This window comes from Phycisphaerales bacterium (genome assembly GCA_040221175.1).
Classification (GTDB): Bacteria; Planctomycetota; Phycisphaerae; order Phycisphaerales; family UBA1924; genus JAHCJI01.
Map to the genome: position 1 here is coordinate 337,406 of JAVJVK010000007.1, position 25,250 is coordinate 362,655.

The window sequence follows — 25,250 nt, forward strand, 5'->3', positions numbered from 1 at the left end:
TCACTCCCGGTCACGCTCGGCTTCGAGCAGGTCCAAAATGGTCGGCTCGCCGCGACGCAGGAAGAGAAAGTGCCCCGGGCGTCCGCCAGGCAACGTCACCGTGGCGCTCGAGGGCGCCGGTCGGTTCCACCACCCCGATGCATCCGGGCCGCGCACCACGCTCGCCGCGGTCTGGCGTTCCATCGGCAGCGGGCCGGTGGGCCACGCGTTCGCGGGGGAACGGTTCGTTTCGCCCGAGCGGGCAAGCAACGGCAGCCGTGCCACGGCGCCCGTCCGGCTCGGCTCGGTGTCCTGTCCGAACGCCGAGAAGCTCGAAGCGGGATCCGCCGGTAAGCCGTAGACGATCGTGCGTTCAACCTTGCTCTGATCGATCGAGTCGGCAAGGTCTTGCTGCACGCTGGGCGGCACCAGGCGCAGGTTGGCCGCATCGGTATTGCCGCTCTCCAGCAGCACGCCCAGCGGTCGCTGGCTCTCGGGCAGACGCAGCTCGGGTGGCGTCAGGCGAACCCATACCACCACGCCCGCGGCCAGCGCCAGCGTCGCCATCGCGACGGCCGAGCGCCCCGCCAGAACAAAGCGTCGTCCACGCTTGTTCAGGTAGCCACGCGATGCTTCGCATTGCGCCAGCACGCGTTCGGAAAGGTCCACATCAAGACGCGTATTCGAAGCGCTCTGTCGAAGCATCGAGACCGCTTCGCTCGTCCGACTGAATTCTTCGGCAAGCAGGTGATCTTCGCGCAGCGCCTCATGGAGCCGTGCCTTGCCGGCACGGTCCAGGTCGCCATCGAAGTACGCGTCCAACAACTCGCGCGTATTGCGCTCCTGGTTATGGCCAGGCTTGTGCGTCCGACTCATCGATCCACCCCACGATCGACCCGTTGCTCTGAATGAGACTGAGAATGGGCAGTACGCATGGCCGCACGTTCGGCTCGAATGGCCTCGAGTGCGACACGGAGCTTGCGACGGCCACGGTGCAGATGGCTCTTGACGGTGCCCGCAGGCATGAGATAGTGCTCGGCGATCCTCGCGATCGGCCAGTCGCATTGATGAAACAGGACGACGATCTCGCGCTGCGTCTCGGGCAACCGATCGAGCGCTTCGTCCAGGTCGTTGCGGCTGCGGGTTCGCTGCTCGCGCGCATCGAGCGAGTCTTCGCTGGCGTGCACGTCGTCGGCCGAGAATGCCACGAGATCGCTGTCGTACGTCGGGGCGCACTTCTGCACCGCGTTGCAGTGCAGACGCTTGGCGATCGTGAAAAGCCAGGTCGAAAAACGGAACCGCGTGTCGAAGCGATGCAGATTGGTCAGCGCCCGAACGAACGCCTCCTGGACCACGTCTTCGGCCATCTCCGGACGACCACAACGCCGGAGCATGAAGGCATACAGCGAGACCTGATGCGCCTGCACGAGGGCGGCAGCCGCCGAGCGATCGCCCGCCAGCGCGTCATGGATCAGGTCTTGTTCGGTCGTGCGGTCCATAGCCTCGCTCCACTATACCGCAAGCCCGCGACGGGGTTGCACCCGGCCGCGGGCCAGCTTCGAAGGGTCACGTCCGTTAAGTATCGGCCATCCCTGGCCGATTCGTTCGCGAGGGCTTGGGGTTCCCCGCGACAGCGTCAGGCGGCGCTCTTGCGACGCCGACGACGCGGGCGGGCCGGCGTCCGGACGTGGGCCTGCTCCACCAGGGCCTCGACGACGTCCAGCGGGTCTTCGCCCCACAGGTCGGCGCCGATCTCCTCGGCCAGGCCGCTGGCCCGGTTGAACACGCCGCCGCCCACGGCGACCTGCATGGGCCGCTCGGGGTACTGCTCATGGATCGTGTCGATCAAGTCGCGGATGTGCGGCAGGTCGTTCGCGCCAGAGGCGAACATGACCAGGGCCGAGGGCTGGCGAGACTTGATCTCGGCCAGCAACTCGTCGTTGGGAATGCCCCCGCCGCCGAAGGTCACGCGGAAGCCCTCGCTGGTCAGCAGATCGACCGCCAGCTGGCCGGCGAGGTCGTCCGAGTCTCGAGGCCCGCATACCACCACCACGCTGCGACCATTGCCGGCCTTGGGCACGATGAGCCCGGCCGTCTGGTCGGCCAGCACGCGGAGCAGGCGTGTGGCATAGTGATGGCTCAGCTTGGTCAACTGGTCGCCGCGGAAGAGCTTCTCGACCTTCTCATAGGTAGGCCAGTAAAGCTCGGTGATCAGGTCGACCGCCGAGTCGCCCGCCTCAAGTGCCCGGAGCACCACCTGGCGGGCCTCGACCCGATCTCCTGAGACAAGGACGTCAAAGAATCGTTCGCGAAGAGCATCCGTGCACATCGTGCTACCCCTGATTCCGGCCCGCCGCGATGTGCGGAGGTCCAACCCGTTGTGCCCCGACCGGCCCATCGCCGCCCGCGAGCGAGGACTACATCGCCACACGGCCGCGATCAATCGCAGCACGATGAAAAAACTTTGATATGGCAGTTTCTGCGCGGCAATCCGTGCGCGTCGGCGGGTCCGATCAGGGCTTACGTCCGCAATAACATGCGCAAATACCGCCGCTGAGCGATCTCACGGACACTTCTTCAAGCCCGGTGGCACGCATCAACTCGATCACGCGACCGCGATCGAGGAAGGTCTCCACCGAGCGAGGCAGGTATCGGTATGCCCCCGAACGGTCGCCGCTGATCCACGTAGCCGTCCGGGGCATGATGACCTTGGTGTACAGGTCATGGCCCCAGCGGATGGGCGCCAGGGCGGGCCGATCGAATTCGAGGATGACCAGCCGGCCGCCCGGCCGCAGCACGCGGGCAAACTCGCCGATGGCTGCCTCGGGGCGCTGCACGTTGCGCAGGCCAAAGGCGATGGACAGCACGTCGCAACAGGCATCTGCGAGGGGAAGTGCCATCGCATCGCCCTCGACATAGAAGAGTTTGCTGGAATCATGGTCCTGCAATAGACGTTGCCTATGACGAGCCCGCTCGAGCATCGCGTGCGTGAAGTCCACGCCGATGATGGCGGCGGCCGGCGTCCTGGCAAATGCCTCGGCCAGGTCGCCCGTCCCGCAGGCGACGTCGACGACCACATCGCCCGGTTGCACGGCCGCCCGCTTCACCGTGTGGCGGCGCCACCGTTGGTCGAGCAGGAACGAGTGAACCCGGTTATTCAGGTCGTACGAGCCGGCGATGGCGGTGAACATCTGGCGGACGCGGTCAGCTTTATCGGACTGTTGATGCGGATCCGTGAGCGTGTTGCCATCCCAGGCGGGAGATGATGCTTCCTTCAGGTCCGGTTCCGGGGGAGAGGTCTGGTTCATACGCTGTCCAGCAAGGATAGAGCCCCGCCGGCCCGCGCCGGCCCGGAAGGAGGATCGTGTGGGTATGCCCAGCTTCAAGAAGGTATTGACCGCCATCGCGCTCGCGGCCGCCGCGTCGCTCACCGGGTGCGCCACCGACCCCACCACAGGAGACACGTTCTTCAGCATCTACTCATGGGACCAGGAAACAGCCCTTGGCCTGGAAGCCGCGCCCTCGTTCACCGACGAGTTCGGCGGGCCGGTGCCCAACGAGCAGGTCCGGGCGTACGTCACCGAGGTCGGCTCGTCGATGGTTCCCCATGTCGAAGAGGGCGTGCCCGACGACCTGCCGTGGGAGTTCACGATCCTCAATTCCGACGTCGTAAACGCGTTCGCCCTGCCCGGCGGTCAGGTGTTCATCACGCGCGGCCTGGCGTCGCAGCTCGACAACGAAGCGCAGCTCGCCGGCGTGCTTGGTCACGAGATCGGCCACGTGACCGCGCGGCATGGCAACCAGCAGATGAGCCGATCGGTCGCGCTCCAGGGTGGGCTTGCCGCGAGCGCCCTGGTCATCGGCGCCGCGGGGGAGGACAGCGTACTCCGCGAGTACGGGCAGTACGGCTTGCCGGTCGCACAGGTCGGCGGCCAGCTCGTGCTGCTCAGTTATGGTCGTGACGCCGAGTATCAGGCCGACGAGCTCGGCATGCGCTATATGTCACGCGCGGGCTACAAGCCCAGCGGGCAGCGCGGCGTGATGCAGAAGCTGGCCGAGTTGGGCGGGGGCGGCCAGCGCCCGCCTGCCTGGCTCTCGACCCACCCCTACCCCGAGGCGCGCATCGAGCGCATCAACGAGCTCTTGCGCGGCGAGTACGCGCAAGCCGAGGCGAGCGGCGCCAACGAGAAGTTCCCCGATCGCTACCGCCAGCGCATGCTGCAGCCCCTGGCGAGCATGCCCGCGGCGCCACCGCCACCGAGCGAGGGCAGCGCGATGCTGCTCGATTCGGTGATCTGGTGCGGGTTGTGCCGCGAAGGCGAGGCGGAAGAGCAGACGCTGGCGGCGCGGTGGGGGCGGCGCGTGAGTTCGCACTAGCGGCGGTGGAGCTTCCGGAGCCCGAAGATGCCCAACACTACGAACGGCAAGACGAGCATGACAATGCCGAGGACGCCGGCGGTGTTGCTGATGGGCATGGGCTGCGAAGATCTATAAATAGCGCCCGCCGCGCGAGGGGCCATGTTCGGCGTCCATACCAGAGATCCTGACGCGTGGGAAAGGCTCGACGTTTTCTCGATTTCTCGAAACGCTGGACCCACAGCCAGCCGACCTAGTCGTTGGGCATCGGCTAACTCAGCGGGCGAGGCTTGCCAGTACTGATCGAGCCCCGTCGCCTTGTATAGCGCCCGCACGCCCGCCTCCACGCCTGCGCCCGTAGCCGACGATGTGGGCTGGAAGGGTGGGTTGATTCCGCCCTTGTGAAAATGGAGTTGCCAGGTTTCGCCGGGGTGCTGCACCTGAAGCCACCCCAGGTCCTTCGATACACTTTCTTCAAGGATGAACGTGACTTGCCCGTAGATCGGCGGGTTGCTCCCGGTCTTTCGCGGTTCGACAGCGTGCGTGCACGACAATTGCAGACGATATGACGGAGAGCCAACGCCTTGGGACGGGGTGTACGTCGCGCGGTAGTACAATTCTTCAATCCGCCACGCCCCCCACTCAATCTTGTTTCCCACGGGCAATGCCAGCGGCGAGAGCATCCATGCGCCCAGAATCAGAGCAAGCATCATCGCCGCGAGCGTGAGCCAGCGCGGCACGGGTAGCCGCCGGGACTCGATCACTTCGCGAAACAGCACGGCCCCGGGTTCGGTAAGCGAGGCGCCGCACTCGGGGCAGGTATCACCCTCGCCGCGCGGATAGCCGCAGGCGGCGCAGATAGCCGGGTGATCGCGCAGGGCGCGATGCTTGCGCGGACGGATGCCGCGGATGACCCGTGCCGCAAGGCTCGAACGCTTACGATTTGCGACGAGGTAGAGCACGCTGCCGAAGAACGCCACGGCGAACAGCGGCCCGATCACGGCGATGTACGCCGCATGGACGATCTCGAACAGTTCCCCCCAGAGCGTCGTCACGGCCACTCCACCCCCAACACCCGTGCCCAGTTCCCACCCGCAAACCCCGCGACTTCCGCCTCGCTCCAGCCCTCGCTTCGGAGCAGGTCGAGCAGCTTGTGAAGATCGTTCGGCGTGTTCACACCCTCGGGCAGGTCGGTTGCCGCGAAGCCGCCGTCCATGTCGGTGCCCAGGCACACCTTGTCGCGGCCGGCGATCTCGGCGACGTGCAGCACGTGCTCGAGTGCGGTGCGCAGGGGTGGGCGTTTCTTCTCCTTGTCGAACTCGGGATCGAGGAATGGCGCGTACAGATTGATGCCGATGACGCCGCCGCGGCGCGCGATCTCGGCGATGGTCTCGTCGCGCAGGTGGCGCTGGTTGGTACCGCCCAGCAGCTCACGGGCATTGCTGTGGCTCGCGACAACACGGCCGCCCGACATCTCGAGCAACTCGTCCATCGCCTTGTCGCTCAGGTGCGAGAGATCGTGGATGATGCCGGCGGCGTCGATTGCGCGCACGACGTCGCGACCCTCGGCGGTCATGCCGGTCTCCTGCGAGTTGCCGCCCGCGTAGCGCGAGCCCATCGCCCACGCCAGGCCGATCGCGATGACGCCCTGCTCGCCCCACCACGCGACCTGGTCAGCGTTCTCGATCGGGTCGGCGCCCTCCATCAGGATGCCCAGTTGCAACGGCGCGTTGCCCGTGTTCGGCAGCAGATCGATGACGCCCGCGTCGCGCCAGGCGTGGTAGAGCTTGAGTTGCCGCAAGCCCGCGCGGTGCGCGGCCTCGGCATCACCGGACGGGTAGGTGTGCTGGAAGCCGCCGAGCTGCAGGGCCTGGGGCGAGTCCTGCTCGGTCATCTCGGTGAAGATGGTGCCCAAGCAGCCGCGAACGTTGCCGTCCTTGAGCGATGGCAGCGTGACGGCGGCGGGCAAGAGCGTGCCACGACACTGCGCGAGCGGCGCGTGCATGTCGCGCCCGATCTCGGCCAGGTATGTCAGGTCGAGATGGCCGTCGAAGATGGGCGTGTTACCGCTGTCGCTCACGGGCCGGCGGCTTCCGCTTCGGGGCTGGCGTCGGCGTTGTCGTTCGATTCGGCCGGTGGCTTGCCGCCGGGAAATGCGCGGTGCGGCAGGCTCTCGAACTCGAGATGGAAGTGCGTGGGTTCGAAGAACGTGCCCGGCTCGGTGCGCAGCCACGGATCCCGAACGTGTCGGAAGAGTTCATACGGCAGTTCGGCGCGGATGCCGATCGTGCCATCTTCTTCACTCTTCACGAAGCGCACCGTGGCGAATCGCTCGGCGGGTTGCGGGTCTTCGTCGCCTGCGGGCTCGCCGCCCTGACGGTAATAGCGAGGTGCGTCCGGAGGTAGCTCGCCGTGGACGACGCGGAGCACGCCGGGCCGACCATTTTCTTCCGAGACGGCGCCGCCCAGCGTGTCGTCGGCGCGTGCGGTGTTGTACTGATCGATGGCGCTCGCGTCGAGCCCGCAGTTGAGCACGTCTTCCATGCTGTATTGCAGGTGGTGCAGGGCGGTACCCTCGGTCGGCTTGGCCGCCTCGATGAAGCGCACGCCCTCGAGCCGCACCTCGACGACCGAGCCTGGACGGATGTCGGCAAAGAACGGCTGCTGCTTGTCGGCCTTATAGAACCCCACGCGAACGACCGAGCCCAGTGGGTGCCCGCTCTGAAGGTCGATGCGCGTGCCGCCGACTGCCGCGAAGGCAAGCAGGTTCTTTCCGAGATCGACGCGATCGTTCTTGGTGCCCCAGGGGATCTGCCTGGACAGTTCCATCCGCATGCCGTCGCGGCGGACCCAGGCGATCATGATCCTGGGTTCGTGCTGATCATCGATGTACAACGGGCGGTTGTTGCCCGGTGCGGGCTGGACCTCCTGCGGTTCGGGATCGGAAGCAGGCGGGGCGGCCTGTCGGGCAATGCCCGCGTACGCGCATGCCGCGACGCAGATGATGGTTGCCGCCGTAAACCACCACGCCGCCGGTGATTGATCATTCGATCTCATGTTGTGACCAGCCTCCCTCGCTGGGACCAACGGAGTCTTCCAGTCGGTTTCAGATCCTACGTTTGGCAATCCGGGCGGTTTCGGCAAGAATCTGAAACACTGGGTCTGGACTCCGGCGTACTCCGGTCAGGGAGCATCAATATGAAGCACACGATCTCGCAGGCGTCTGGCCGTTCGGTATTTACTCGGAATTCTGGATGGCTGGCCGCTGGCTTGGCGGGCGCCGGGGCGCTGTCCTTGGCGTTGTCCGCCGGCGCCCACGAGAACTGGCGGAAAGTACGCGATGCGCAGCCCGCCGTCGAAGCGGACATGTGGTCGCTGGGCATGCAACAGGATGGCGGCGGCGGGGCGGGCGTCGATGACCCCACCGCGTCGTTTGACAGCCACAACGTGACGCTGCTCTCGTGGATTCCGTTGAGCGCCTTTCCGGGCAGTCATGGCTCGGGCAACGACTGCTGGGGTTACACCAGCCCGAGCGGCCGCGAATACGCCATCATGGGCCTGCAGCGGGGTTACGGCTTCGTCGAGGTGACCGACCCGACCAACCCAGTCATCATCGACTGGGTCGAGGGCCCCGACAGCGGCTGGCACGACGTGAAGGTCATGGGCCATTATGCCTACGGCGTGAGCGAGGGCGGCTCGGGCATCCAAGTCATGGACCTGAGCGAGATCGACGACGGACGCGTGGCGCTGATTCGCAACAAGACCCAGCTGGGCCACCAGTCGACGCACAACATCATCTCGAACCCCGATTCGGGGTACATCTACCTCTGCGGGGCGAACATTGCCAACGGCGGGCTCATCGCCGTCAGCCTGACCGACCCGGAGAACCCGACCATCGTCGGCCAGTGGAGCACGCACTACGTGCACGACGCCCAGGTCGTCAGCTACACGTCGGGTCCGTACGCCGGCCGCGAGATCGCCTTCTGCCTCAATGGCTTCGACGGCCTGGAGATCGTCGATGTCACCGACAAGAGCAACATGTTCCTGGTCGGCCGGAGCGATTACGCCCAGCTGCGATACACGCACCAGGCCTGGTTGAGCGAAGACCGCCAGTACCTGTACCTGAACGATGAGCTGGACGAAGGCGACAGCGTCTCGGTGACGACCACCCGCGTGTTCGATGTCTCGGACATCTCGAACCCCCAGCTTGCGAGCACTTTCACCACTGGCCTGCCCGCCATCGACCACAACAACTACGTCAAGGGCGACATGCTCTACCAGGCCAACTACCGCAGCGGCCTGCGCGTGTGGGACCTGTCGGCCGATCCGCTCAACCCAACGGAAGTCGCCTGGTTCGACACCTTCCCGGGCAGCGACCAGGCGAACTTCAACGGCGCCTGGAGCACCTACCCCTACTTCGACAGCGGCATCGTGCTGATCAGCGATATCGAGCGCGGCCTGTTCATCGTCGACGTCACCGCCGACGGCGCGGGCAAGCTCGAGCTCTCGGTGCCCGGCGGCGCACCCACCGAAGTGGCGCCCTTTGGTCAGACCATCCAGCTTCAGATCAACGAACTCGAGGGCACGGTCGATAGCGCCCAGGTCAAGGTGCGGCTGGCGAGCGGCGAGGTGCTCGAAGCGCCACTGGCCTCCATCGGCAGCGGTCTATACGAGGGCACCATGCCCAACATGCCTTGCTTCGAGACGGTCGAGTACTGGTTCGAGGCCACCAGCAGCGACGGGCAATTCTTCCGCACGCCGCTCTCGGCTCCATTCATCAACTTCGAGGCCTTCGTCGTCACCGATGTCGAGCAACTCGTCGGCGACAGCTTCCAGACCGACACCGGCTGGTCCGTCGAGAACTTCTCGGTCGAGGATGGCCCCTGGGAACGTGGGGCGCCGCGCACCAGCGGCGGCCGCGGTGAGCCCGGCTCGGACTTCGACGGCACCGACTCCATGTACGCCACCGGCCTGGGTCGCGACGCCGACCTTGACGGTGGCCCAACCGTCCTGACCAGTCCGATCTACGACATTTCGGCGCTGGGCGACGACGCCCGAATCCGCTTTGCCGTGTGGTTCACCAACGACGACGGCGACGACGTGATGGAGATTGAGATGTCCTCCAACGGCGGCACGAGTTGGGTGCCGGTGGAGACCATCACCGCTCGCGCCCCCGTGTGGAGCATGCAGACCTACCGCATCGTCGACTACGTGCCGGCCACCGACCAGTTCCGCATCCGCTTCAGCACCGAGGACCAGCCCAACAACTCGGTGACCGAGGCCGCCATCGACGCGTTCGAGATCGTGCGGCTTACGTGCGACACGTGCCGCGCCGATCTGACCGGCGACGGTGAGCTCAACATCTTCGACTTCCTGGAGTTCCAGAACCTCTTTGCCGGCGGCGACCTGCGGGCCGACTTCGACGGCGACGGCGATCTCACCCTCTTCGACTTCCTCGCATTCCAGAACGAGTTCGATACCGGTTGCGGTTGATCGCAAGACCAATCGGGTGATCTCTCGAAATGCACGCGGCGATCGGATGGCATGCCACCCGATCGCCGCGTTCTTCTTCTCCGATGCTCGCTAGGGCGTCACGACGACGATCGAGCCGTTGCTGGTGTTCAGGAAGATCTCGCTGGCGCCCGAACCCAGCGCATAGTCGATGCTGCTGGATGCCGCCAGTTCGGTCTGCGCACCATTGAGATCCTTGCGGAACAGCCGGACCTTGCTGTTGGACGTCGAAGCGCGCACGCGGCCGGAGGGTGTCTCCAGGAGTTCGACGCGGATACTGCCGTTGCTGGTCGTCGCGCGCCAGTCGTAGGGCATGCCGTCCTGGCCCGGCCCAACGCCACGGATGGTGATTGAGCCGTTGGATGACGCCACGTCGAGCGGGCCCGAGCCATCCTTGATCTCGATCCTGCCGTTGCTGGTGCGGGCCGAGAGCAACCCCTCGCGTCCTTCCACGGTGATCGAACCGTTCGACGATCGGATGACCGCATCGCCGCTGCCGCCGGTCAGACGCACGGCGCCATTACTGGTGCGCGCGTCGACGTGCCGGATTCGCGGCGCGGTGATCTCGATGTTGCACGACTCGTTGTCCATGCGCTTCCCATCGGGCCAGAGCGGACGCACACGCAGCGTGTCGCCTTCCATGACCGCTTCCACACGGAACCGTTCGGCCCGTTCCTGGCTGGTTAGTCGGGCCTCGGCCGAAACCACCGCATCCCCGATGGCGGGATCCTGCACGATCACGATGCGCCCATTCGCGCTACTAACCTCAACGCCCACTGCCTCCACATCGGGCATCGAGATGGCCAGGGCCGTCGGAGCGATAGCGCGCGGCGAGGTGTAGGTGTTGCAGCCGGCGGCCAGCGAGGCCGAGAAGGCGGCCGCGACCAGGAGGCCGGTGGGGCGGGCATAGCGACGCACCGAGGGTCGACGATCAGTCATGAGAGTCCTCCACGATCGAACACGCAGCGAGGGCACCGCGTGCGTGTCCACGCAAGCACCCGTACACCGGGATGTTCCATGGTTGGGCATCCGGCGGTGATGATTTTGCCCGAAGGCCGAAGCTGCGTATTTCTGCTCAGAGAATCTCGAGGATCTCGAACCGTTTGGTGCCGCGCGGCGCATCGACGCGGACGGTTTCGCCCACGCGCGCCTTCATGAGCGAGGTGCCCATCGGGCTGTTAGCGGTCACCTCGTCGTAATCATCGGGCGGGTCTTCGCTGAATTCTCCCACGAGCTTGACCATCTCGGGCTCGCCCACGGGCCCGTTCTCGCCCACTTCGCGGATCTTGACCATCGAGCCCAGGAAGGCGACCTGGGCGTCCTTGGCCAGGTCATCGTTGACTACCTTGGCGTTCTCCAGGCGGTCCTCGAGGCGGCGGATCTCGGCCTCTTCCATGCCCTGCAATTCGCGCGCGCTGTGATACTCGGCGTTTTCCTTGAGGTCGCCCAGCGCCCGGGCCTCGGCGATGCGTTCGGTGATCTTGGGGCGGTTGGCGATCAGCTCGTTCAGCCGGGCCTTGATCTTCTCGCGCTCCTCGGCGGTCATGTAGTCCATCGGGCGCCCTTCCTGTGTGCGCACGTGCTTGTTGCTCGCCTGCTCGGGCACAGACACCGTGCCCGAATGACGATCCCCGCGGGCAGAGGGCGAAAAGCCCGGGCCACGCGGGGTACTGGGCGATGCTATGGGCCCGGCTCGTCCGGGGCCACTCATGTGCGTTCGGGACGTATTGGGGCCGGGCGGTACGAACGCGAGCACGAGCCACAGCACCGCGGCCGTGCCGGTCTGGGCCAGCAGCACCACCCATCGAGCGTGGTCCACGGAACTGGAACCGGGACCAACATCTCGGCTCTGGCTGAGATCGATCACCGCCGACACCGGGCTGAGCATCGTCGCCCAACCCGGCCCGGTGCGAAGCGCGATCAGCGGCAGCAGGGCAGTGAGCACGATCCCCGCCATTGCGAACGAACGCGCCACGCCTCCGGGGCCCAGCGCACCGACGAACACCGTGCCCGGGTCGTAGACCTGACCGGGGTATTGCCCGGGCCGGGGCCGGAGCAGCATCGCCATCCCGGCGCCGACGAGCATGGGCCACACGGCCAGGCTCAGGGCCATGGCGCCGATCAGGTCGACCGCCCAGCCGGCCCGGGCCGCGGCCTGGGCCCACACCACCGCCTGCGTGGGCGGCAGAAGTACGAGCAGGTCCTTGAAGATCGCCGAACCCGGCCGCTCTCGAAGCGACACGCTCTGGCTCAGGCGCACCATGGGCCAGAGGATCGCCAAGCCGATCGCAACGCAAAGCAGCATCGTGCGCGCGGCGTACTGGTAAACGCCCTTGTCAAGCAGCGCCCACGGCCCGCGAAACAGCAGCACGCCCACCGTCAGCAGGCCGGCGACGAGGATGTACATCGCCCACAGGAATGCGAGGGTTCGCGGCTCGGCCCTTCGGTGGGCCCAGCGGTCTTTTCGGGGCGTGCTGGATGGAGCATCGGCGGGCGCCTGCGGAGTTGGCTCCTGGTCGCTCACGGCCGATCTCCGGCGCCTCCCCGCGCCGCGTCTTCGCCGATGAGCACGGTACCGGGCCAGTGAATCTCGACGCGTTCCTGCCCGCCGTCGAGTTGGCCGGTGGCCTGGATGAGACTGCGGAGGTTGGCAAGCTTGCTCTCGTCGGGCACTTCGCCCCTGTATACGCCCTCTCCGCCGGGTGGCGCCCCCCACACGACTCGACCACCGGTGGTGGTCACGATCAGCAATCGACGGCCGTTGGTGTGTTCGGACAGGTCGACGCCGGTGATCTGCGGCGCGAAGTCTTCCTGCTGGAGCAGCGCCAGAAGCGAGATGGCGTCGCGGATGTCCTGGCCAGGCCAGCTTGGGTTCACGTCGCTGGCGTCCGTCGGTCGGGGGATGCGCGAGGGATTCAGGATGACCTTGAGCCCCGGGAAGCTCTCGGGCGGGCCGCTCAGCGGCAGCACCGTGGCGTCGGCGTCGACGGCCGTGTCGCGCAGGCCCGACGGGGTTCCGATCTGAAAAGCCGCCGAGCGGACCACCGCGACGGGCCGGCGCCAATCCATCTCGATCACGATGTCGTATCGACCGGGCCCGTCGCCTTCTTCGTCGACGCGCGTCGGCCTCCGGCGGGTGACGATCGGCGTGCTCGCGGCCCACCCGGTGCTTGCCATGGCTTCCTGAACGGCTTGCAGGGGCTCGGGCCGCAGCGCGGCCTCGGCGCCCAAGGCGCCGGCCGAGGCGCGATATGCGGCTTCGGCCCGATCCATGATGCCGTCGTAGGTCTGCTGGGGCATCCATCCCGGCGGGGTCAGTTGGATGAAAATCGAATCGGAGCGCTCGTTGATTCGCATAGAGGCCTGGCGGCCCAACGCTGGAATACCCAGGCCCGCGCCGATCACCACGCCTGCCGCCAGGGCCAGGCCGATGCCCGCCAGCACCAGCTTGCGCGTCGAGCCCTCGGGCAAGCGCGGGCCGGCGTTGCTCCGGGTCCGGGGCTTTGCCTTGCCCTTGCGAGCGGTCTTCTTCGGTGCGGCTTTTCGTGGCATGGTCTTACGAGCGTACGGCGGTTTGCGAGGCTGGTTCGGGCGTGCGGCGGGAAAGGGCGTCGTCGACGAGTCGCGCGCACAAGGCCGGCATGGCGAGCCCCGTGCGGGCGGCGGCCATCGGCAGCAGCGAATGGCTGGTGAACCCCGGCATGGTGTTGGCCTCCAGCAGCACCGGACCGTGGCGCTCGTCGAGCATGAAGTCGACCCGGGCCAGCATGGCGCAGCCGAGGGCCTGGACAAGCCTGAGCGCATCGCGCTGCATGCGGTGGGCCACGCCCTCGGGGAGCGGCGGGTCGACGACGTACCGGGTGTCGTTGCGCGCGTACTTGGCGGCGTAGTCGTACACGCCATCGGCCGGGGCGATCTCCACGATCGGGAGCGCTTCGCCTGCCACCAGGCCCACCGTCAGCTCTCGCCCGCGCGTCATGGGTTCGACCATGAACGCCGTCGTTTGACCCGAGGCGATCGCCGCGCGAGCCGCCTGCACGCCGGCGAGCCACTGGTCGGGCGTCGTGCAGATCGCCAGGCCGACGCTCGAGCCTTCGTGCACCGGCTTGAGCACCAGCGGCAGGTCGATTGGTGGCGCGTCATCGAGCGGGTGCAGGATCGATGCCGGACCGGTCCGTATGTCCAGGGCCAGCGCGACCTGCTTGGTGTGCATCTTGTCGATCGCCGCGCGCGCCGCCGTCGCGCCGCACCCGACGAATGGGCGACCGTCGGCCTCGAGCAGCCGCTGCATGGGTCCGCCCTCGCCCCACGGGCCGTGCAACACCGGAAACACGACGTCGCCCGGCAGCGCCCGAAGCTCGTCGAGCGAGAGCGTGTCGAAAACGCGCAGCTCGGCGGCGTAAAGCCCGCTCTCGTTCAGTGCGCGCGCCACGGCGGCGCTGCTCTCCAGGCTCACGGCATGCTCTGCATCGGGTCCTCCGCCAAGGACGAGAACCACCGCGCTGCTCATCGCTCGCTCCACACGACCACCTCGGTCGCAAGTTCCACCCCGAACGCGCCATGCACACGCTGGCGCACCGCCTCAATCAGTTCGATGACGTCCGCGGCGCGGGCCGTGGCCTTGTCGACCACGACAAAATTCGCATGCCGCTCGCTCACGCGGGCGCCGCCCGCGGCCAGGCCCTTGCAGCCGGCGCGGTCGATCAGCATGCCCGCGCTCACGCGCTGGCCGGCCTTGCCCACGCCTTCGATGTCTTCTGCCAGCGAGGGATTCTTGAAGACGCAACCGGCGCTATCGGCGGCCATGGGCTGGCTGGCCTTCTTCTGGGCCATGATGTCCTTCACGCGCTCACGCAGCACCATCGGCTCTTCGGGCTCGAGCTCGAAGACGGCCTCGATCACGATCCGCCCGCCAAGGCCGCCGTCACGATACGTCGCCTCGAAGGCCGATGCCGGTTCGGTCCGCACGACGCCCGCGCGATCCATGGTGGTGATCTCGCGGAGATGGTCGAACGTGTTGCCAAAAGCGCCGCCCGCGTTCATCGCGATGGCGCCGCCGATGCTGGCCGGCACGCCCGTCAGCGTGTGCAGCCCCGCGAGACCGGCGCGGACCGTGCCGTTGATGAGCCGCATGAGGTCGGCGCCGGCCTGCGCCCGCACGAAGCCGTCCGCACCGATGGAGACGGCATTCATCTTCGCCAGGCTCACGACCAGCGCTCGTACGCCACCATCGGCGACGAGCAGGTTGGCGCCCTCGCCGAATACCTTCAGGTTCGCATCGAGCGCGATGCACTGGCCAAGCTCTTCGATACTCGATGGCCGCGCGAGCCGGTCGGCCCGTCCGCCGATGCCGAACCATGTGTCGATCGGCGCATCGTGCTCGATGTCCAGTGCAACGGTCTCAGGCATGGGCCACCGCCCGATCGCCGAAGGCAAATCCGTGCGCCACCTGCCACACCGGGCCCGCCCCCATGACGACCACCACGTCTCCCGGCCTGCAATCCTGCTCGAGTTGCTCGACGATGGTCGTAAATGGATGCACGTGGTCGGACCGCACGCCACGATCGCGCAGCCGCTGCACCAGGTCGCCCGCGCTCACGCGCTGCTTCTCGGCTTCGCTGTCGCGTACGAAGTAGATCTCCGGCACGATAACCTGGTCGGCGCTCGAGAACGCCGTGGCGAATTCGTCCAGCAGGAAACGCGTCCGCGAATGCTGGTGCGGCTGGAACACCACGATCAACCGACCCCCGTTGGCCTGGGGGCGCTCGGCGTGCCGGATGGCCCGCAGCGTCGCGTCGACCTCCGTCGGGTGGTGGCCGTAGTCGTCGTACACGCGCACCGTCCCGCCCTGGATAGGACGATCGGCCAGCACCTGGCAGCGCCGTTCCAGGCCTCCGAAGGCGCCGAGCGAACGCGCGACCACCGTTGGATCTCCACCGGACGCACACGCCAGCGCGAAGGCCATACCCGCGTTTGCGGCGTTGTGCGCGCCGGGCATCCGCTGCTGCCAGCGTCCCCATGCGCCGTCGCGATGGGCCACCTCGGTCTGGTGGGCGTCCTGCTGGTAGCGGATGACCCAGTCGGCCTCGGGGCTGAAGCCGATCGTCTGCACCCGTGCCGAGACGCCTGCGGCGACCTCGCGCCGGTGTGCGCCGTCGTGGCCGATGATCAGCACGCCGCCCTCTTCGGCGGACGGCAGCGACCGCGCGAAGTGCCCGAACGCCTCCACGACCGCGTCCAGGCTGCCATAGATGTCCAGGTGGTCGGCCTCGACGTTCCCGATGCCAGCGATCGTCGGGTGCAGGTTGTGGAACGAGCGATTGAACTCGCACGCCTCGGCCACCAGCAACCCGGGCCGGCCGAATCTCGGCCCGCTGGGAATGGTCGAAGCGCCCAGGCGCGATCCGGCCCAGGGCCCGCTCGGTCCCAACGCGCCATGCGACAGCTGCGCGCACGCGGCGCCGGCGATGACCGAAGGATCGAGCCCGGCGTCGACCATCGCCACGCCCAGCATGGCCACCGTCGTGCTCTTGCCGTGCGTGCCCGCGACGGCCACGCCGGTGCGACCTTCCATTACCAGTCCCAGTGCTTCGGGATACCGCAAGACCGGAACGCCGAGCGTCCGGGCGCGTGCAAGGGCCGGGTGGCTTTCGGGCACGGCGGCGGTCGCCACCAGCACCTCGGCCGCGTCGGCCGCGTCGTGCCCGTTGCCGATACTGACGCTAAGCCCCTCGGCGATCAATCGGTCGGTGATGGGGGAGGCCACCGCGTCGAAGCCGCGGACCGCCGCGCCCATGGAGGCCAGCAGGCGGGCCAGCGCGCTCATGCCCGCGCCGCCCACGCCCAGCATGGCGATGGACCGTGCCGCGAGATCGCTGGCCTGCTTGAGTCGTATGGTGCGTTGCTCGCCGGGCACGAACAAGCGTATCGGAAGGATGGCCGCCCAATCGTGAGCGTATTGGCCGCCGCGAGATTTCCCGCTTGGCCAGGGCGAAAGGGCGGTTAGGATACGGGCAGTGCTGCGTTTTCCCTCCGAGCTTATCGCCAGCGTGCGCCCCGCCTACGAGCACCGCCGAGTGGTGGTGACCGGTGGCGCCGGATTCATCGGCAGCCACCTGGTCGACGCCCTGGTCTCACTGGGCGCACACGTCCGGGTCATCGACGACCTTTCCAACTCCACGGCCAGCTACGTCGCCGATCTGGTCGAACTCGAGCCCGATCGGGTCGCGTTCGTGCATGGCTCGATCCTCGACCGCACGGCCATGACGGACGCCTTCAGCCTCCAGCACAGGGCCGGCAAGCAGTCCGACCGCGGTCCGGTGGTCTTTCACCTTGCGGCCGTTGGCTCGGTGCCCCTGTCCATCGAGCAACCGGGCCGAGCCTGGGACGTCAACGCCACCGGCACGCTCCGCGTCCTCGAGGCGCTGCGGGCCGCTGGTGGCGGTCGCGTGGTGCATTCCAGCTCCAGCTCGATCTACGGCGATCGCGGCGCGAGTTCGGGCGAGCCCTGCCAGGAAGACATGCCTCCCTGCCCGCTCTCGCCATACGCTGCCAGCAAGCTGGCGGGCGAGCACCTGCTGGCCACCTGGAGCCGCTGCTACGGCTTGGAGAGCATCGCGCTGCGGTACTTCAACGTCTTTGGCCCCCGGCAACGGGCCGATTCGGCCTATGCCGCGGTCATTCCCGCCTTCGCCTCGCGCATGCTCGCGGGCAAGCCGCCGATCATCTACGGCGACGGCCAGCAGACCCGGGACTTCACGTTCGTCGCCAACGTGGTGCTGGCCAACCTGCTGGCGGGGGCGACCGGGACGTTGCCCGATAACGCCGTTGCCAACGTCGGCCTGGGCCGAGCCACCAGCCTGAACCGCCTTGCCGAGCAGATGGCCGAGATCGTGAGCCAGGAGTCCGGCCTCGAAGGCGACCTGAGGCCGCACCACAAGCCGACGCGGCAGGGCGAGGTGCGCCACTCGCTGGCAAGCATCGAGCGTGCCCGCGGGCTGCTGGGCTACGAGCCCTTCGCCAGCCTGCGCGAGGGCCTGGCCGAGACCATCCACTGGCACAAGGCCCAGAGCGAGGCGGGCGCCTCCAGCGGCGGTCACTAGATGTCGGCCTCGAACCTGCTCCGAGACCTGCCCCTGGCCGCCTACGAGCTGCCACGCATGGCCATCGTGGCCCGGTTTCGCCTGCGCGGCCCCTACTACGCCTGGCGGTGGCAGACGGCCTTCGGCCGGGGCACGCCGCCTCGTGGCGAGCTCATTCGCGGGCTGATCGAGTATGGCGCCTGGGCAAACCGCATCCGGAGGGGGCGATGACGATGGATCCGGCAACCGTCCGACGCGTCGTGGCCCAGGATGCCCGTGCGTGGGGCCAGCTCGGCGTCGCGTGGGGCGTCAAGAGCCCTCCCGGGGCCGTCAGCGCCGCCGTGGAGGTCGTGGCTCCCGAGCCCGCCCGGCCGCGCAGCGAGCCCCCGCCTCAATCGCACGTCCGCTCGAAGCCCATGGAAGACCAGCCCATGCCAAAGCCCAGCACCCAGGCAGAGGCCAAGCCCGCCCGTCGAGGCTCCAAGTCGAGCGGCCGCCCGTCTGGCAGCCCGCGTGAAGTCGCTGAGCAACTGCTCGCCGAGATCCTGGAGGACTACACCCAGGCGGCCCCGCACGCGGCGACCGGGACGCCCCACTCCACCATCGTGTTCGGTGAGGGGGATCCGTGCGCGAGGATCATGTTCGTGGGCGAAGCGCCCGGGGCCGACGAAGACCGCCTGGGCCGGCCGTTCGTGGGCCGCGCGGGCCAGAAGCTCGATCAGATGATCACGGCGATGGGGCTGCGCCGCGAGGACGTGTACATCGCCAACGTGCTGAAGGTGCGGCCGCCCAACAACGCGACGCCCACGATCGAAGAGGCCCAGGCCAGCGCACCGTTCCTGATGCGCCAGATCGAGGCCATCAAGCCGGAGGCCATCGTGGCCCTGGGTCTGCCGTCGGCCCGGCTGCTGACCGGCCAGGTGCTCTCGATGCGGGAGCTTCGCGGTCGGTGGTGGCCCATGTCCACGCCGGCGGGGGGGAGCTTCGACGTTCTGCCCACGTACCACCCGGCCTACCTGCTGCGTAACTACACGCCAGAAACCCGCCGGAAGGTGTGGGAAGATCTCAAGCAGGTGCTCGAACGGCTCGATCTACCCGTACCAACGCGGTGAACCCGCCGAGTCGTACGGGTCATCCTGATTGGCTGATCACGTCGGCTGGAAAAATTGATCGGGTTGCGAAATACTTGCTCGGAATTTTTGCTTCGCCCTGCAACAGGCCGACGCAACCCAGCGAATAGGCCAGCGTCCGAGGCAACTCGGGCACAACCAAGACCCCCACGAGACCCGGTGATTGAGCACTCGATGTTCGTCACCGGGTTTTTTTGCGCGAGTCCGGGATCGTGCTGCCCAGGGGCTTAACCGCCGGAACTATCGGGCGTTACGGCCGGATCGGCCTCTGCCGGGTCGGCCTCGAATGCGAACGTCGTGCCCTCGGGCAGGCGTTCGAGTTCGGTGATGACCCACGTGGGCACGCCCGTGTCGCTCCAGGTCACCTCGAAAGTGAATCGCACCGGTTCGCCCACGCTGAGCGATGCGGTGTCGATGCCCTCGGCCACCCGCGGGAAGGGCATGGGATGGCTCCCCATGCCCACCACCTCGCCCTTGCCGTTGACGAAGTTGGGGATGGCTTCATGGTGGATCTTGAACTCGCTGGCGGGGCTCTCGGGCGAGGGCACCATCGCGACGCGGCCCTGCGTGGTGTACCGGGCGTCCGGCGACGCGGCGGCATCGTCCTGCTCGGCCTCGCACGCGAACATGCCCAGGCCAACAACAACAAGGCCCGCTGCAAGGAGCGGGCCGATTCGGAGGAAGTTCTTCATGCCCTGATGCTAGGGGCGCAGGCCGTTCAGCCCTTGGCGGTCTCGAGCTTCAGGTACTTCTCGACCGACTTGATGTCGTCGGCGACCTGCGGGGCATAGGGGATGGTGAAGGACTCACCGACGCGGACCTGGCCGCCCTTGCCGCACTTCTCGCGGGCGTACCAGTCGCGGCCGCCACGGACGTAGACCTTCATGTTCTGGCGGCGGCGGGTCTGCGCCTTGCGCAGGCCGCGCTGAATCTGCGGATCGAGCTTCATCAGCCGACCGATGGTCTTCTTGCCGGCCTCGCTACGGGGCAGACCCGTGATGGTGCAGGAGACCTTTTCGCCTGGGTTGAAAGAGTCGGACATGTCGCGGCTTCCCAACGTAAGAGACTTTGAGACCAACGGGCAGGGCATACCACTGCCAGCGACCGGCCGGCAGGGCCACGATGATAGCGGCATTCTTGCGGCTGTTCAATGGTCGCCGCTCGGCTCACCGCCGGGCGAGCGGTACGATGGAGCATGAGCGATCCCGCAGCGCCGACTCCGCCCGCATTCGATCCCAACCTGCCTCACCAGGCCAAGCCCAAGCTTCGGCAGATTAAGGGCTTTCCCTCTCAGGTGCAAGGCAAGCCGGCCCTTGGCGTGGCCGATGCCCGCCAGATCAGCCGCAAGGTGGTGTTCACCTCGCCCGCGGCCCAGCACATCCTGCCCCTGATGGACGGCTCGCGCACGATCGACGAGATCGTCGACCAGGTGGGCCAGGGGCTCGAGCGGCGCAGCGTGGAGATGCTGGTGGCCCAACTCGACGACGCCGCCCTGCTGCACGGCCCGAAGTTCGACGAAGTCTGGAACGAATTCACGCAGACCTTCGACAGCACGGACGTGCTGCCGCCCTCGAACTCGGCCGATTATGCCGAGGCGCTGGTCAAGAAGAAGCACGAGGGCGAGGAACTCAGCGAGGAGCAGCTCAGCAAGGAAGCCCCCGACGCCCTTCGCGAGCACCTGGATCAGCTCATCGATGAGGCCCTGAAGGACGACGACAACCCCAGCTTCGATGCCCTGCCCCCCGGCGTGATCGTGCCGGCGATCGACTACGCCCGCGGCGGGCTGGTCTTCGCCAAGGCCTACGGCCGCATGCGGGTGGTCGATCGGCCCGACCGCGTGATCATCCTGGGGCCCAACCACTATGGCCGTTCATCGGGCGTTGCTGGCTGCGACAAGGGCTTCCAGAGCCCGCTGGGCGAGTGCCCGCTGGACACGGAGCTGGCCGACAAGCTGCGTAACTCGTTGGGTGACAAGCTCTTCGAGCATCGATACGACCACGAACGCGAGCACAGCGTCGAGCTCCAGATGCCCTGGATCCAGCACGTCTTCGGTACGGACGATGCGGGGAAGTACCCAAAGGTCTTTGCCGCTTTGGTGCACGACGCGGCCGCGAACAATGGCGAGAGCTACGACGGCAACGGCGTGGCCATTCAGCCGTTCGTCGAGGCCGTCCGCAATGCCCTGGGCGAACTGGGTGGCACGACCCTGGTCGTGACCACGTTTGATCTGAGCCACGTAGGCCCGATGTTCGGCGATCAGGTGCAGTTGCTTGGGGATTCCCAGGAGTCTCAGCAGGCGCGAAACCGCGTCGTCCAGCACGATCGCGACATGCTCGACCTGCTGGCCCAGGGCAAGCCCGAGGAAATGGTGGCCTCGATGGCCTGGCAGCAGAATCCCACGCGGTGGTCTTCGACCGGGCCGATCGTGGCGGGCATGGGCATCACCGCACCCAGCAAGGCCCGCGTGCTGCACTACCAGGGCGCCATCGATCAGAACGGGCACATGCTGGTGTCGATGATCGCCGGCGTGATCGAATCGGCGGGCGAGTAAGGACACTCCCCGATCAACCTGCTCATGGAGCGTTGGTCACCGGGCTGTAACGGCCCGGAAGTTCTGAGCAACTGCCGACGGGCGTCGTCGTATGGACGGGGCGACGGGCGAGGCCATTCGGCCTGCTGGCCCCGTCGGTGGTGTACGATCGGCCCCCTCTGCCCGGCCTGCGCGGGCGGCGTCGGGTGCGGGCAGTCCGGTGGCGGTCTGCCTTGGTCTTAAGTAAGGAAGGCTTCAAACATGGCGACATCGAACGCGTGCTGGGGCATCGAGGTTGGCGCTGGCGGAATCAAGGCCGTCAAGCTGGTGCTGGACGGCGAGGGCGTACGGGTGGCCGAATTCGCGGTCATGCCCCACAAGCGGGTGCTGTCGACGCCTGAGCTGAATCAGGACGACGCAATCCGACTGGCGCTGGGCGCCTTCGTGAACCAGTATGACCTGAGCAAGGCGCGTGTGGCCGTCAGCGTGCCCGGGCACGCCGCGTTTGCGCGGTTCGCCAAGCTGCCGCCGGTCGAGCCCAAGCAGATTCCCAAGATCGTGCGGTTCGAGGCCGAGCAGCAGATCCCCTTCTCGCTCGACGAGGTGGAGTGGGACTTCCAGACCTTCCGCTCGCCCGATTCGCCCGACGTGGAAGTCGGCATCTTCGCGGCCACGAAGGAACGCATCCGCCAGCAGTTGCAGTTGTACGACGACTACGGCATCGTTCCCGACATCGTGACGCTCAGCCCCATCGCCGTGTACAACGCCATGGCGTATGACCTGGTGTTCGACGAGCGGACCCCCGGCACGGTGATTGTCGACGTGGGCACGACGTCCACCGACCTGATCATCGCCGAGGCCGGTCGCGTCTGGGTGCGCACGTTCCCGCTGGGCGGGCACAACTTCACGCAGGAGATCGTCGACAAGTTCAGCGTGAGCTACCCCAAGGCCGAAAAGATCAAGCGCGAGGTGCACAAGAGCAAGAGCGCTCGCCACGTGCTCCAGGCTTTGCGGCCCATCTTCAGCGACCTGGGTCAGGAGATCCAGCGCTCGATCGGATACTACCAGTCGCTCCACAGCGATTCGGACCTGCAGCGCGTCATCGGCGTGGGCGCCACGTTCGAGTTGCAGGGCATCCGCAAGGCGCTCCAGCAGCAGGTGCAGCTGACCGTCTACACCGTCGAGGAGTTCAAGCGGGCCAAGTTCGACGGTGCCGACGAGGCAACGCTCGGCCAGAGCGCGGGCCAGTTGATGACCGCCTATGGCCTGGCACTCCAGGGGCTCGAGTACGCCACGCTGGAAGCCAACCTCATGCCGGCGGCGGTCGTGCGCGAGGCCGTGTGGCGCCGCAAGACGCCGTGGTTCGCCGCGGCCGCGGGCCTGGGTCTGGTGGCCGGGGCGGCGATGTTCATCCGCCCGTTCATGGATCAGGCCGCCGTCGACGCGTATCCGCAGCCGCCGGTGATCCAGCAGGTCCTCTCGCGCGGCGAGAGCCTCAAGAGCGAGGCCTCGGGCGTCGTGGGCAGCCAGGCGGTCGATCGCACGCTGTCGAACCTGGTCGCCCTGGCCGATGGGCGCGAGGTCTACGCGTCGCTGGTCAACGACGTCGCCCTCATGCTCGAGCGAGCCAATACGGTGGCGGCGGGCGATGCGAGCGTAACCCTCGATGGTCCGGCCGTGCACGTGCAGAGCCTCGAGACGCAATACACCGGGACGGCCGATCCGAATGTTGATCCGTACTCGGGCCGTTCCTCGCAGGACACCGCGCCCGAGAATCCGCAGATCTCGGTAAAGCTCGTGGGCTACACCGACCACCCACGCGCCAGCGACTTCATCGTCGACTCGATCGATCGATGGCTGCGCACCAACCAGGAGCGTCAGGGCGCGCCGTACAAGCTGGTGCTGCCCACCACGACGTGGCGCATCACCCAGCAGGTCGGCGCAACGGGCGAGGGCCCCGAGCAGTCCGGCGGCGTGATGACGCCTCCGGGCGAACGCGAGCGCGAGGCCACGCGGCCCACGCGTGGCGGGCGTCCCGGTCAGGCGCGTCCTCCGCGCGGAAGAGAGTCCGGTGGGGGGGTCATCCAGACCGGCCAGAGCGAGCCCACGCCGCTGCCCACGGACACCGATCCGGGCATGAGCGGCGCACCGGGTGGCCTGGGTGACCTGTCGAACCTGTACCCCATTCCCCGGCCCGACCAGAGCGTGCCGGCGGGGAAGACGCGATCGTTCTTCGAAGTGAACTGGGTGATCGAGCTCGTGGACGAGCAGGAGGGCGAGTCGCGATGAAGAACGCGATGGGATTCATCAAGAAGCGCTGGCCGATGATCGTGGCCATTCTGGTCATCCTCGTCGCCCTCCCGGTGGCGTGGGTGGTCAGCGGCAACCTGAACGCGGGCATCAAGCAGCGCCAGGAGAACGCGGCCAACAACCTGCTCACCAGGCTCGACGGGCTGAAGGTGACCTACGAACTGCCCGCGCCCTTCGAGGGCATGGAGCCGGTGACGGTCAGCGGCATGCCGCACCGTGACTACACCGAGTTCTTCGGCCAGCAGCAAGAGCTCCAGAACGAGCGCCTCCAGGAAGCCACGCGGGAACTCATCGAGTTCAACAGCAAGAACCGCGGCGTGCTGGTCGAGGGGCTGTTTCCCAAGCAGCCCGAAGACGACTCCGAGGCCCAGCTCCTGCGACTGCGCATGCAGGACAGGCTGATTCCCGGCGACGGTGACTCGGCCTACGAGCGACTGTTGCAGGAACTCAACGCCACGATGCCGCCCGACCCCACCAGCGTGCTTGATCAACTCAACGACACGCGGGCGCGTCTGTTCGAGCGTGAATCGGCCCAGAGCGGGACCACCGACATGGAGCCCGAGGAACGCGAAGCCATGCAGCAGGAGCTGTCGGCCCAGCGCGTCAGCCTGTATGCCCGCCCCGCGCAGGAGCACTCGATCTACATGTCGCTCGACGCCCTGCCCGAGGGCTCGCCCTTCCAGGTCGCTCCCGGCTTCCCGCGACGGGCACTGTCGAACACGCCCAACCACGGCACGACGTTCCTCTGGCAGATGGACTTCTGGCTCGCCCAGGACCTGTTTGGCTTCCTTGGTCAGGCCAACTCGCGCAACGGTGAGCTGCTGCCGATCGTCGAGGCGCCCATCAAGCGGGTGCTGAAGATCGAAGGCCGGCCGCTGAAGCTCGATCGCCTTTCGAGTCAGGGCGAGTATCCCGAGCCGGTCGACAAGGGTCCGGACCCATCGATGCAGTTGTTCGAGCCGCGGTTCCACGCCGCGCCCTCGGGTCGCGAGCCCAACTGGCTGAACCAGCTCTACGACATCCGCCGCGTGCAGATGTCGCTGGTGGTCGACTCGGCCCGCATCCCCGAGATCATCGACGCGGCGGCGCAGTACAACCTGATCACCGTGGTCGATCTGGACATCCAGCCGGTGAACGTGTGGAGCGACCTGGAGCGTGGCTACTACTACGGCCAGGACCACGTCGTGCGTCTGGACCTTGAACTGGAATTGATCTACCTGCGTGCGTGGACGGCGCCGCTGATGCCCAACGTCATCCGCCAGGAGCTGGGGCTCGAGCCCCATCCCGAGCCGGAAGAGGACATGGGTTTCGAAGATCCGGGGCTTGGCTAAGGGCCGTCGAAAGGGAGCATGC

General features: G+C 67.2%; 23 protein-coding genes. 8 read left to right on the plus strand and 15 right to left on the minus strand.

Annotation, left to right across the window (positions count from 1 at the left end):
• The 4 genes from RIE32_09070 to ubiE form a co-directional block, all read right to left on the minus strand.
• Positions 1–855: a hypothetical protein gene (locus RIE32_09070; GenBank protein ID MEQ9096401.1), complete on the minus strand. Its 855-nt coding sequence runs from the start codon at positions 853–855 to the stop codon at positions 1–3.
• A complete protein-coding gene (locus tag RIE32_09075; GenBank protein MEQ9096402.1) occupies positions 852–1,478 on the minus strand; it encodes a sigma-70 family RNA polymerase sigma factor in 627 nt (208 codons plus the stop codon). The genes RIE32_09070 and RIE32_09075 overlap by 4 nt, the downstream gene beginning before the upstream one ends.
• Positions 1,479–1,615: 137 nt before the next feature.
• Positions 1,616–2,308 (minus strand): B12-binding domain-containing protein, encoded by a 693-nt coding sequence (locus tag RIE32_09080; protein ID MEQ9096403.1) that lies wholly within the window; start codon positions 2,306–2,308, stop codon positions 1,616–1,618.
• 184 nt (positions 2,309–2,492) lie between these two features.
• Positions 2,493–3,287, minus strand: a complete 795-nt coding sequence (gene ubiE, locus RIE32_09085) for a bifunctional demethylmenaquinone methyltransferase/2-methoxy-6-polyprenyl-1,4-benzoquinol methylase UbiE (protein ID MEQ9096404.1) — start codon at positions 3,285–3,287, stop codon at positions 2,493–2,495.
• Positions 3,288–3,351: 64 nt separating this feature from the next.
• Between ubiE and RIE32_09090 the strand changes: the two genes are divergently transcribed.
• Positions 3,352–4,356: a M48 family metallopeptidase gene (locus RIE32_09090; GenBank protein ID MEQ9096405.1), complete on the plus strand. Its 1,005-nt coding sequence runs from the start codon at positions 3,352–3,354 to the stop codon at positions 4,354–4,356.
• Here RIE32_09090 and RIE32_09095 read toward each other — a convergent pair.
• Genes RIE32_09095 through RIE32_09105 form a run of 3 tightly spaced genes read right to left on the minus strand, consistent with a single transcriptional unit; the run spans position 4,353 to position 7,392 of the window.
• On the minus strand, positions 4,353–5,396 hold the full coding sequence (locus RIE32_09095; GenBank protein MEQ9096406.1) for a hypothetical protein: 1,044 nt from the start codon (positions 5,394–5,396) through the stop codon (positions 4,353–4,355). The two genes, RIE32_09090 and RIE32_09095, sit on opposite strands and share 4 nt — an antisense overlap.
• Positions 5,387–6,415 carry a membrane dipeptidase gene (locus RIE32_09100; protein ID MEQ9096407.1) on the minus strand — a complete coding sequence of 343 codons (1,029 nt, stop codon included), beginning with the start codon at positions 6,413–6,415 and terminating at the stop codon, positions 5,387–5,389. Before RIE32_09100 ends, RIE32_09095 begins: the two co-directional genes overlap by 10 nt.
• Positions 6,412–7,392 (minus strand): hypothetical protein, encoded by a 981-nt coding sequence (locus RIE32_09105; protein MEQ9096408.1) that lies wholly within the window; start codon positions 7,390–7,392, stop codon positions 6,412–6,414. The genes RIE32_09100 and RIE32_09105 overlap by 4 nt, the downstream gene beginning before the upstream one ends.
• A gap of 141 nt (positions 7,393–7,533) precedes the next feature.
• On the opposite strand from RIE32_09105, the gene RIE32_09110 reads away from it, so the two are divergent.
• Entirely contained in the window at positions 7,534–9,828 is a 2,295-nt protein-coding gene (locus RIE32_09110) for a choice-of-anchor B family protein (GenBank protein MEQ9096409.1), read from the plus strand.
• Between the two features lie 90 nt (positions 9,829–9,918).
• On the opposite strand, the gene RIE32_09115 is transcribed toward RIE32_09110, so the two are convergent.
• The 6 genes from RIE32_09115 to RIE32_09140 form a co-directional block, all read right to left on the minus strand.
• A complete protein-coding gene (locus tag RIE32_09115) occupies positions 9,919–10,785 on the minus strand; it encodes a hypothetical protein (protein ID MEQ9096410.1) in 867 nt (288 codons plus the stop codon).
• Between the two features lie 136 nt (positions 10,786–10,921).
• Positions 10,922–12,370, minus strand: a complete 1,449-nt coding sequence (gene greA, locus RIE32_09120) for a transcription elongation factor GreA (GenBank protein MEQ9096411.1) — start codon at positions 12,368–12,370, stop codon at positions 10,922–10,924.
• Entirely contained in the window at positions 12,367–13,398 is a 1,032-nt protein-coding gene (locus RIE32_09125) for a hypothetical protein (protein MEQ9096412.1), read from the minus strand. Before RIE32_09125 ends, greA begins: the two co-directional genes overlap by 4 nt.
• 4 nt (positions 13,399–13,402) lie before the next feature.
• Positions 13,403–14,356: a D-alanine--D-alanine ligase gene (locus RIE32_09130; GenBank protein MEQ9096413.1), complete on the minus strand. Its 954-nt coding sequence runs from the start codon at positions 14,354–14,356 to the stop codon at positions 13,403–13,405.
• On the minus strand, positions 14,353–15,255 hold the full coding sequence (murB, locus tag RIE32_09135) for a UDP-N-acetylmuramate dehydrogenase (GenBank protein ID MEQ9096414.1): 903 nt from the start codon (positions 15,253–15,255) through the stop codon (positions 14,353–14,355). The genes RIE32_09130 and murB overlap by 4 nt, the downstream gene beginning before the upstream one ends.
• Entirely contained in the window at positions 15,248–16,762 is a 1,515-nt protein-coding gene (locus RIE32_09140) for a Mur ligase domain-containing protein (GenBank protein ID MEQ9096415.1), read from the minus strand. Before RIE32_09140 ends, murB begins: the two co-directional genes overlap by 8 nt.
• A 100-nt stretch (positions 16,763–16,862) precedes the next feature.
• Between RIE32_09140 and RIE32_09145 the strand changes: the two genes are divergently transcribed.
• Genes RIE32_09145 through RIE32_09155 form a run of 3 tightly spaced genes read left to right on the plus strand, consistent with a single transcriptional unit; the run spans position 16,863 to position 19,039 of the window.
• Entirely contained in the window at positions 16,863–17,948 is a 1,086-nt protein-coding gene (locus tag RIE32_09145) for an SDR family NAD(P)-dependent oxidoreductase (protein MEQ9096416.1), read from the plus strand.
• Positions 17,949–18,158 carry a hypothetical protein gene (locus tag RIE32_09150; protein ID MEQ9096417.1) on the plus strand — a complete coding sequence of 70 codons (210 nt, stop codon included), beginning with the start codon at positions 17,949–17,951 and terminating at the stop codon, positions 18,156–18,158. It abuts the gene before it with no gap.
• A complete protein-coding gene (locus RIE32_09155) occupies positions 18,155–19,039 on the plus strand; it encodes a uracil-DNA glycosylase (protein ID MEQ9096418.1) in 885 nt (294 codons plus the stop codon). Before RIE32_09150 ends, RIE32_09155 begins: the two co-directional genes overlap by 4 nt.
• A gap of 245 nt (positions 19,040–19,284) precedes the next feature.
• Here the strand turns inward: RIE32_09155 and RIE32_09160 are convergent, their stop codons facing one another.
• Positions 19,285–19,749 (minus strand): hypothetical protein, encoded by a 465-nt coding sequence (locus RIE32_09160; GenBank protein MEQ9096419.1) that lies wholly within the window; start codon positions 19,747–19,749, stop codon positions 19,285–19,287.
• Between the two features lie 26 nt (positions 19,750–19,775).
• Positions 19,776–20,099: a hypothetical protein gene (locus tag RIE32_09165; protein ID MEQ9096420.1), complete on the minus strand. Its 324-nt coding sequence runs from the start codon at positions 20,097–20,099 to the stop codon at positions 19,776–19,778.
• 153 nt (positions 20,100–20,252) lie between these two features.
• Here RIE32_09165 and amrB point away from each other — a divergent pair, with 153 nt between their 5' ends.
• The 3 genes from amrB to RIE32_09180 all read left to right on the plus strand — a co-directional run bounded on the left by amrB (position 20,253) and on the right by RIE32_09180 (position 25,228).
• The gene (amrB, locus tag RIE32_09170) at positions 20,253–21,608 is read left to right on the plus strand and encodes an AmmeMemoRadiSam system protein B (GenBank protein MEQ9096421.1); all 1,356 of its coding nucleotides are present in this window, start codon (positions 20,253–20,255) and stop codon (positions 21,606–21,608) included.
• 240 nt (positions 21,609–21,848) lie between these two features.
• The gene (gene pilM, locus RIE32_09175) at positions 21,849–23,876 is read left to right on the plus strand and encodes a type IV pilus assembly protein PilM (GenBank protein MEQ9096422.1); all 2,028 of its coding nucleotides are present in this window, start codon (positions 21,849–21,851) and stop codon (positions 23,874–23,876) included.
• On the plus strand, positions 23,873–25,228 hold the full coding sequence (locus RIE32_09180; GenBank protein ID MEQ9096423.1) for a hypothetical protein: 1,356 nt from the start codon (positions 23,873–23,875) through the stop codon (positions 25,226–25,228). The genes pilM and RIE32_09180 overlap by 4 nt, the downstream gene beginning before the upstream one ends.
• The last annotated feature ends 22 nt before the right edge of the window (positions 25,229–25,250 follow it).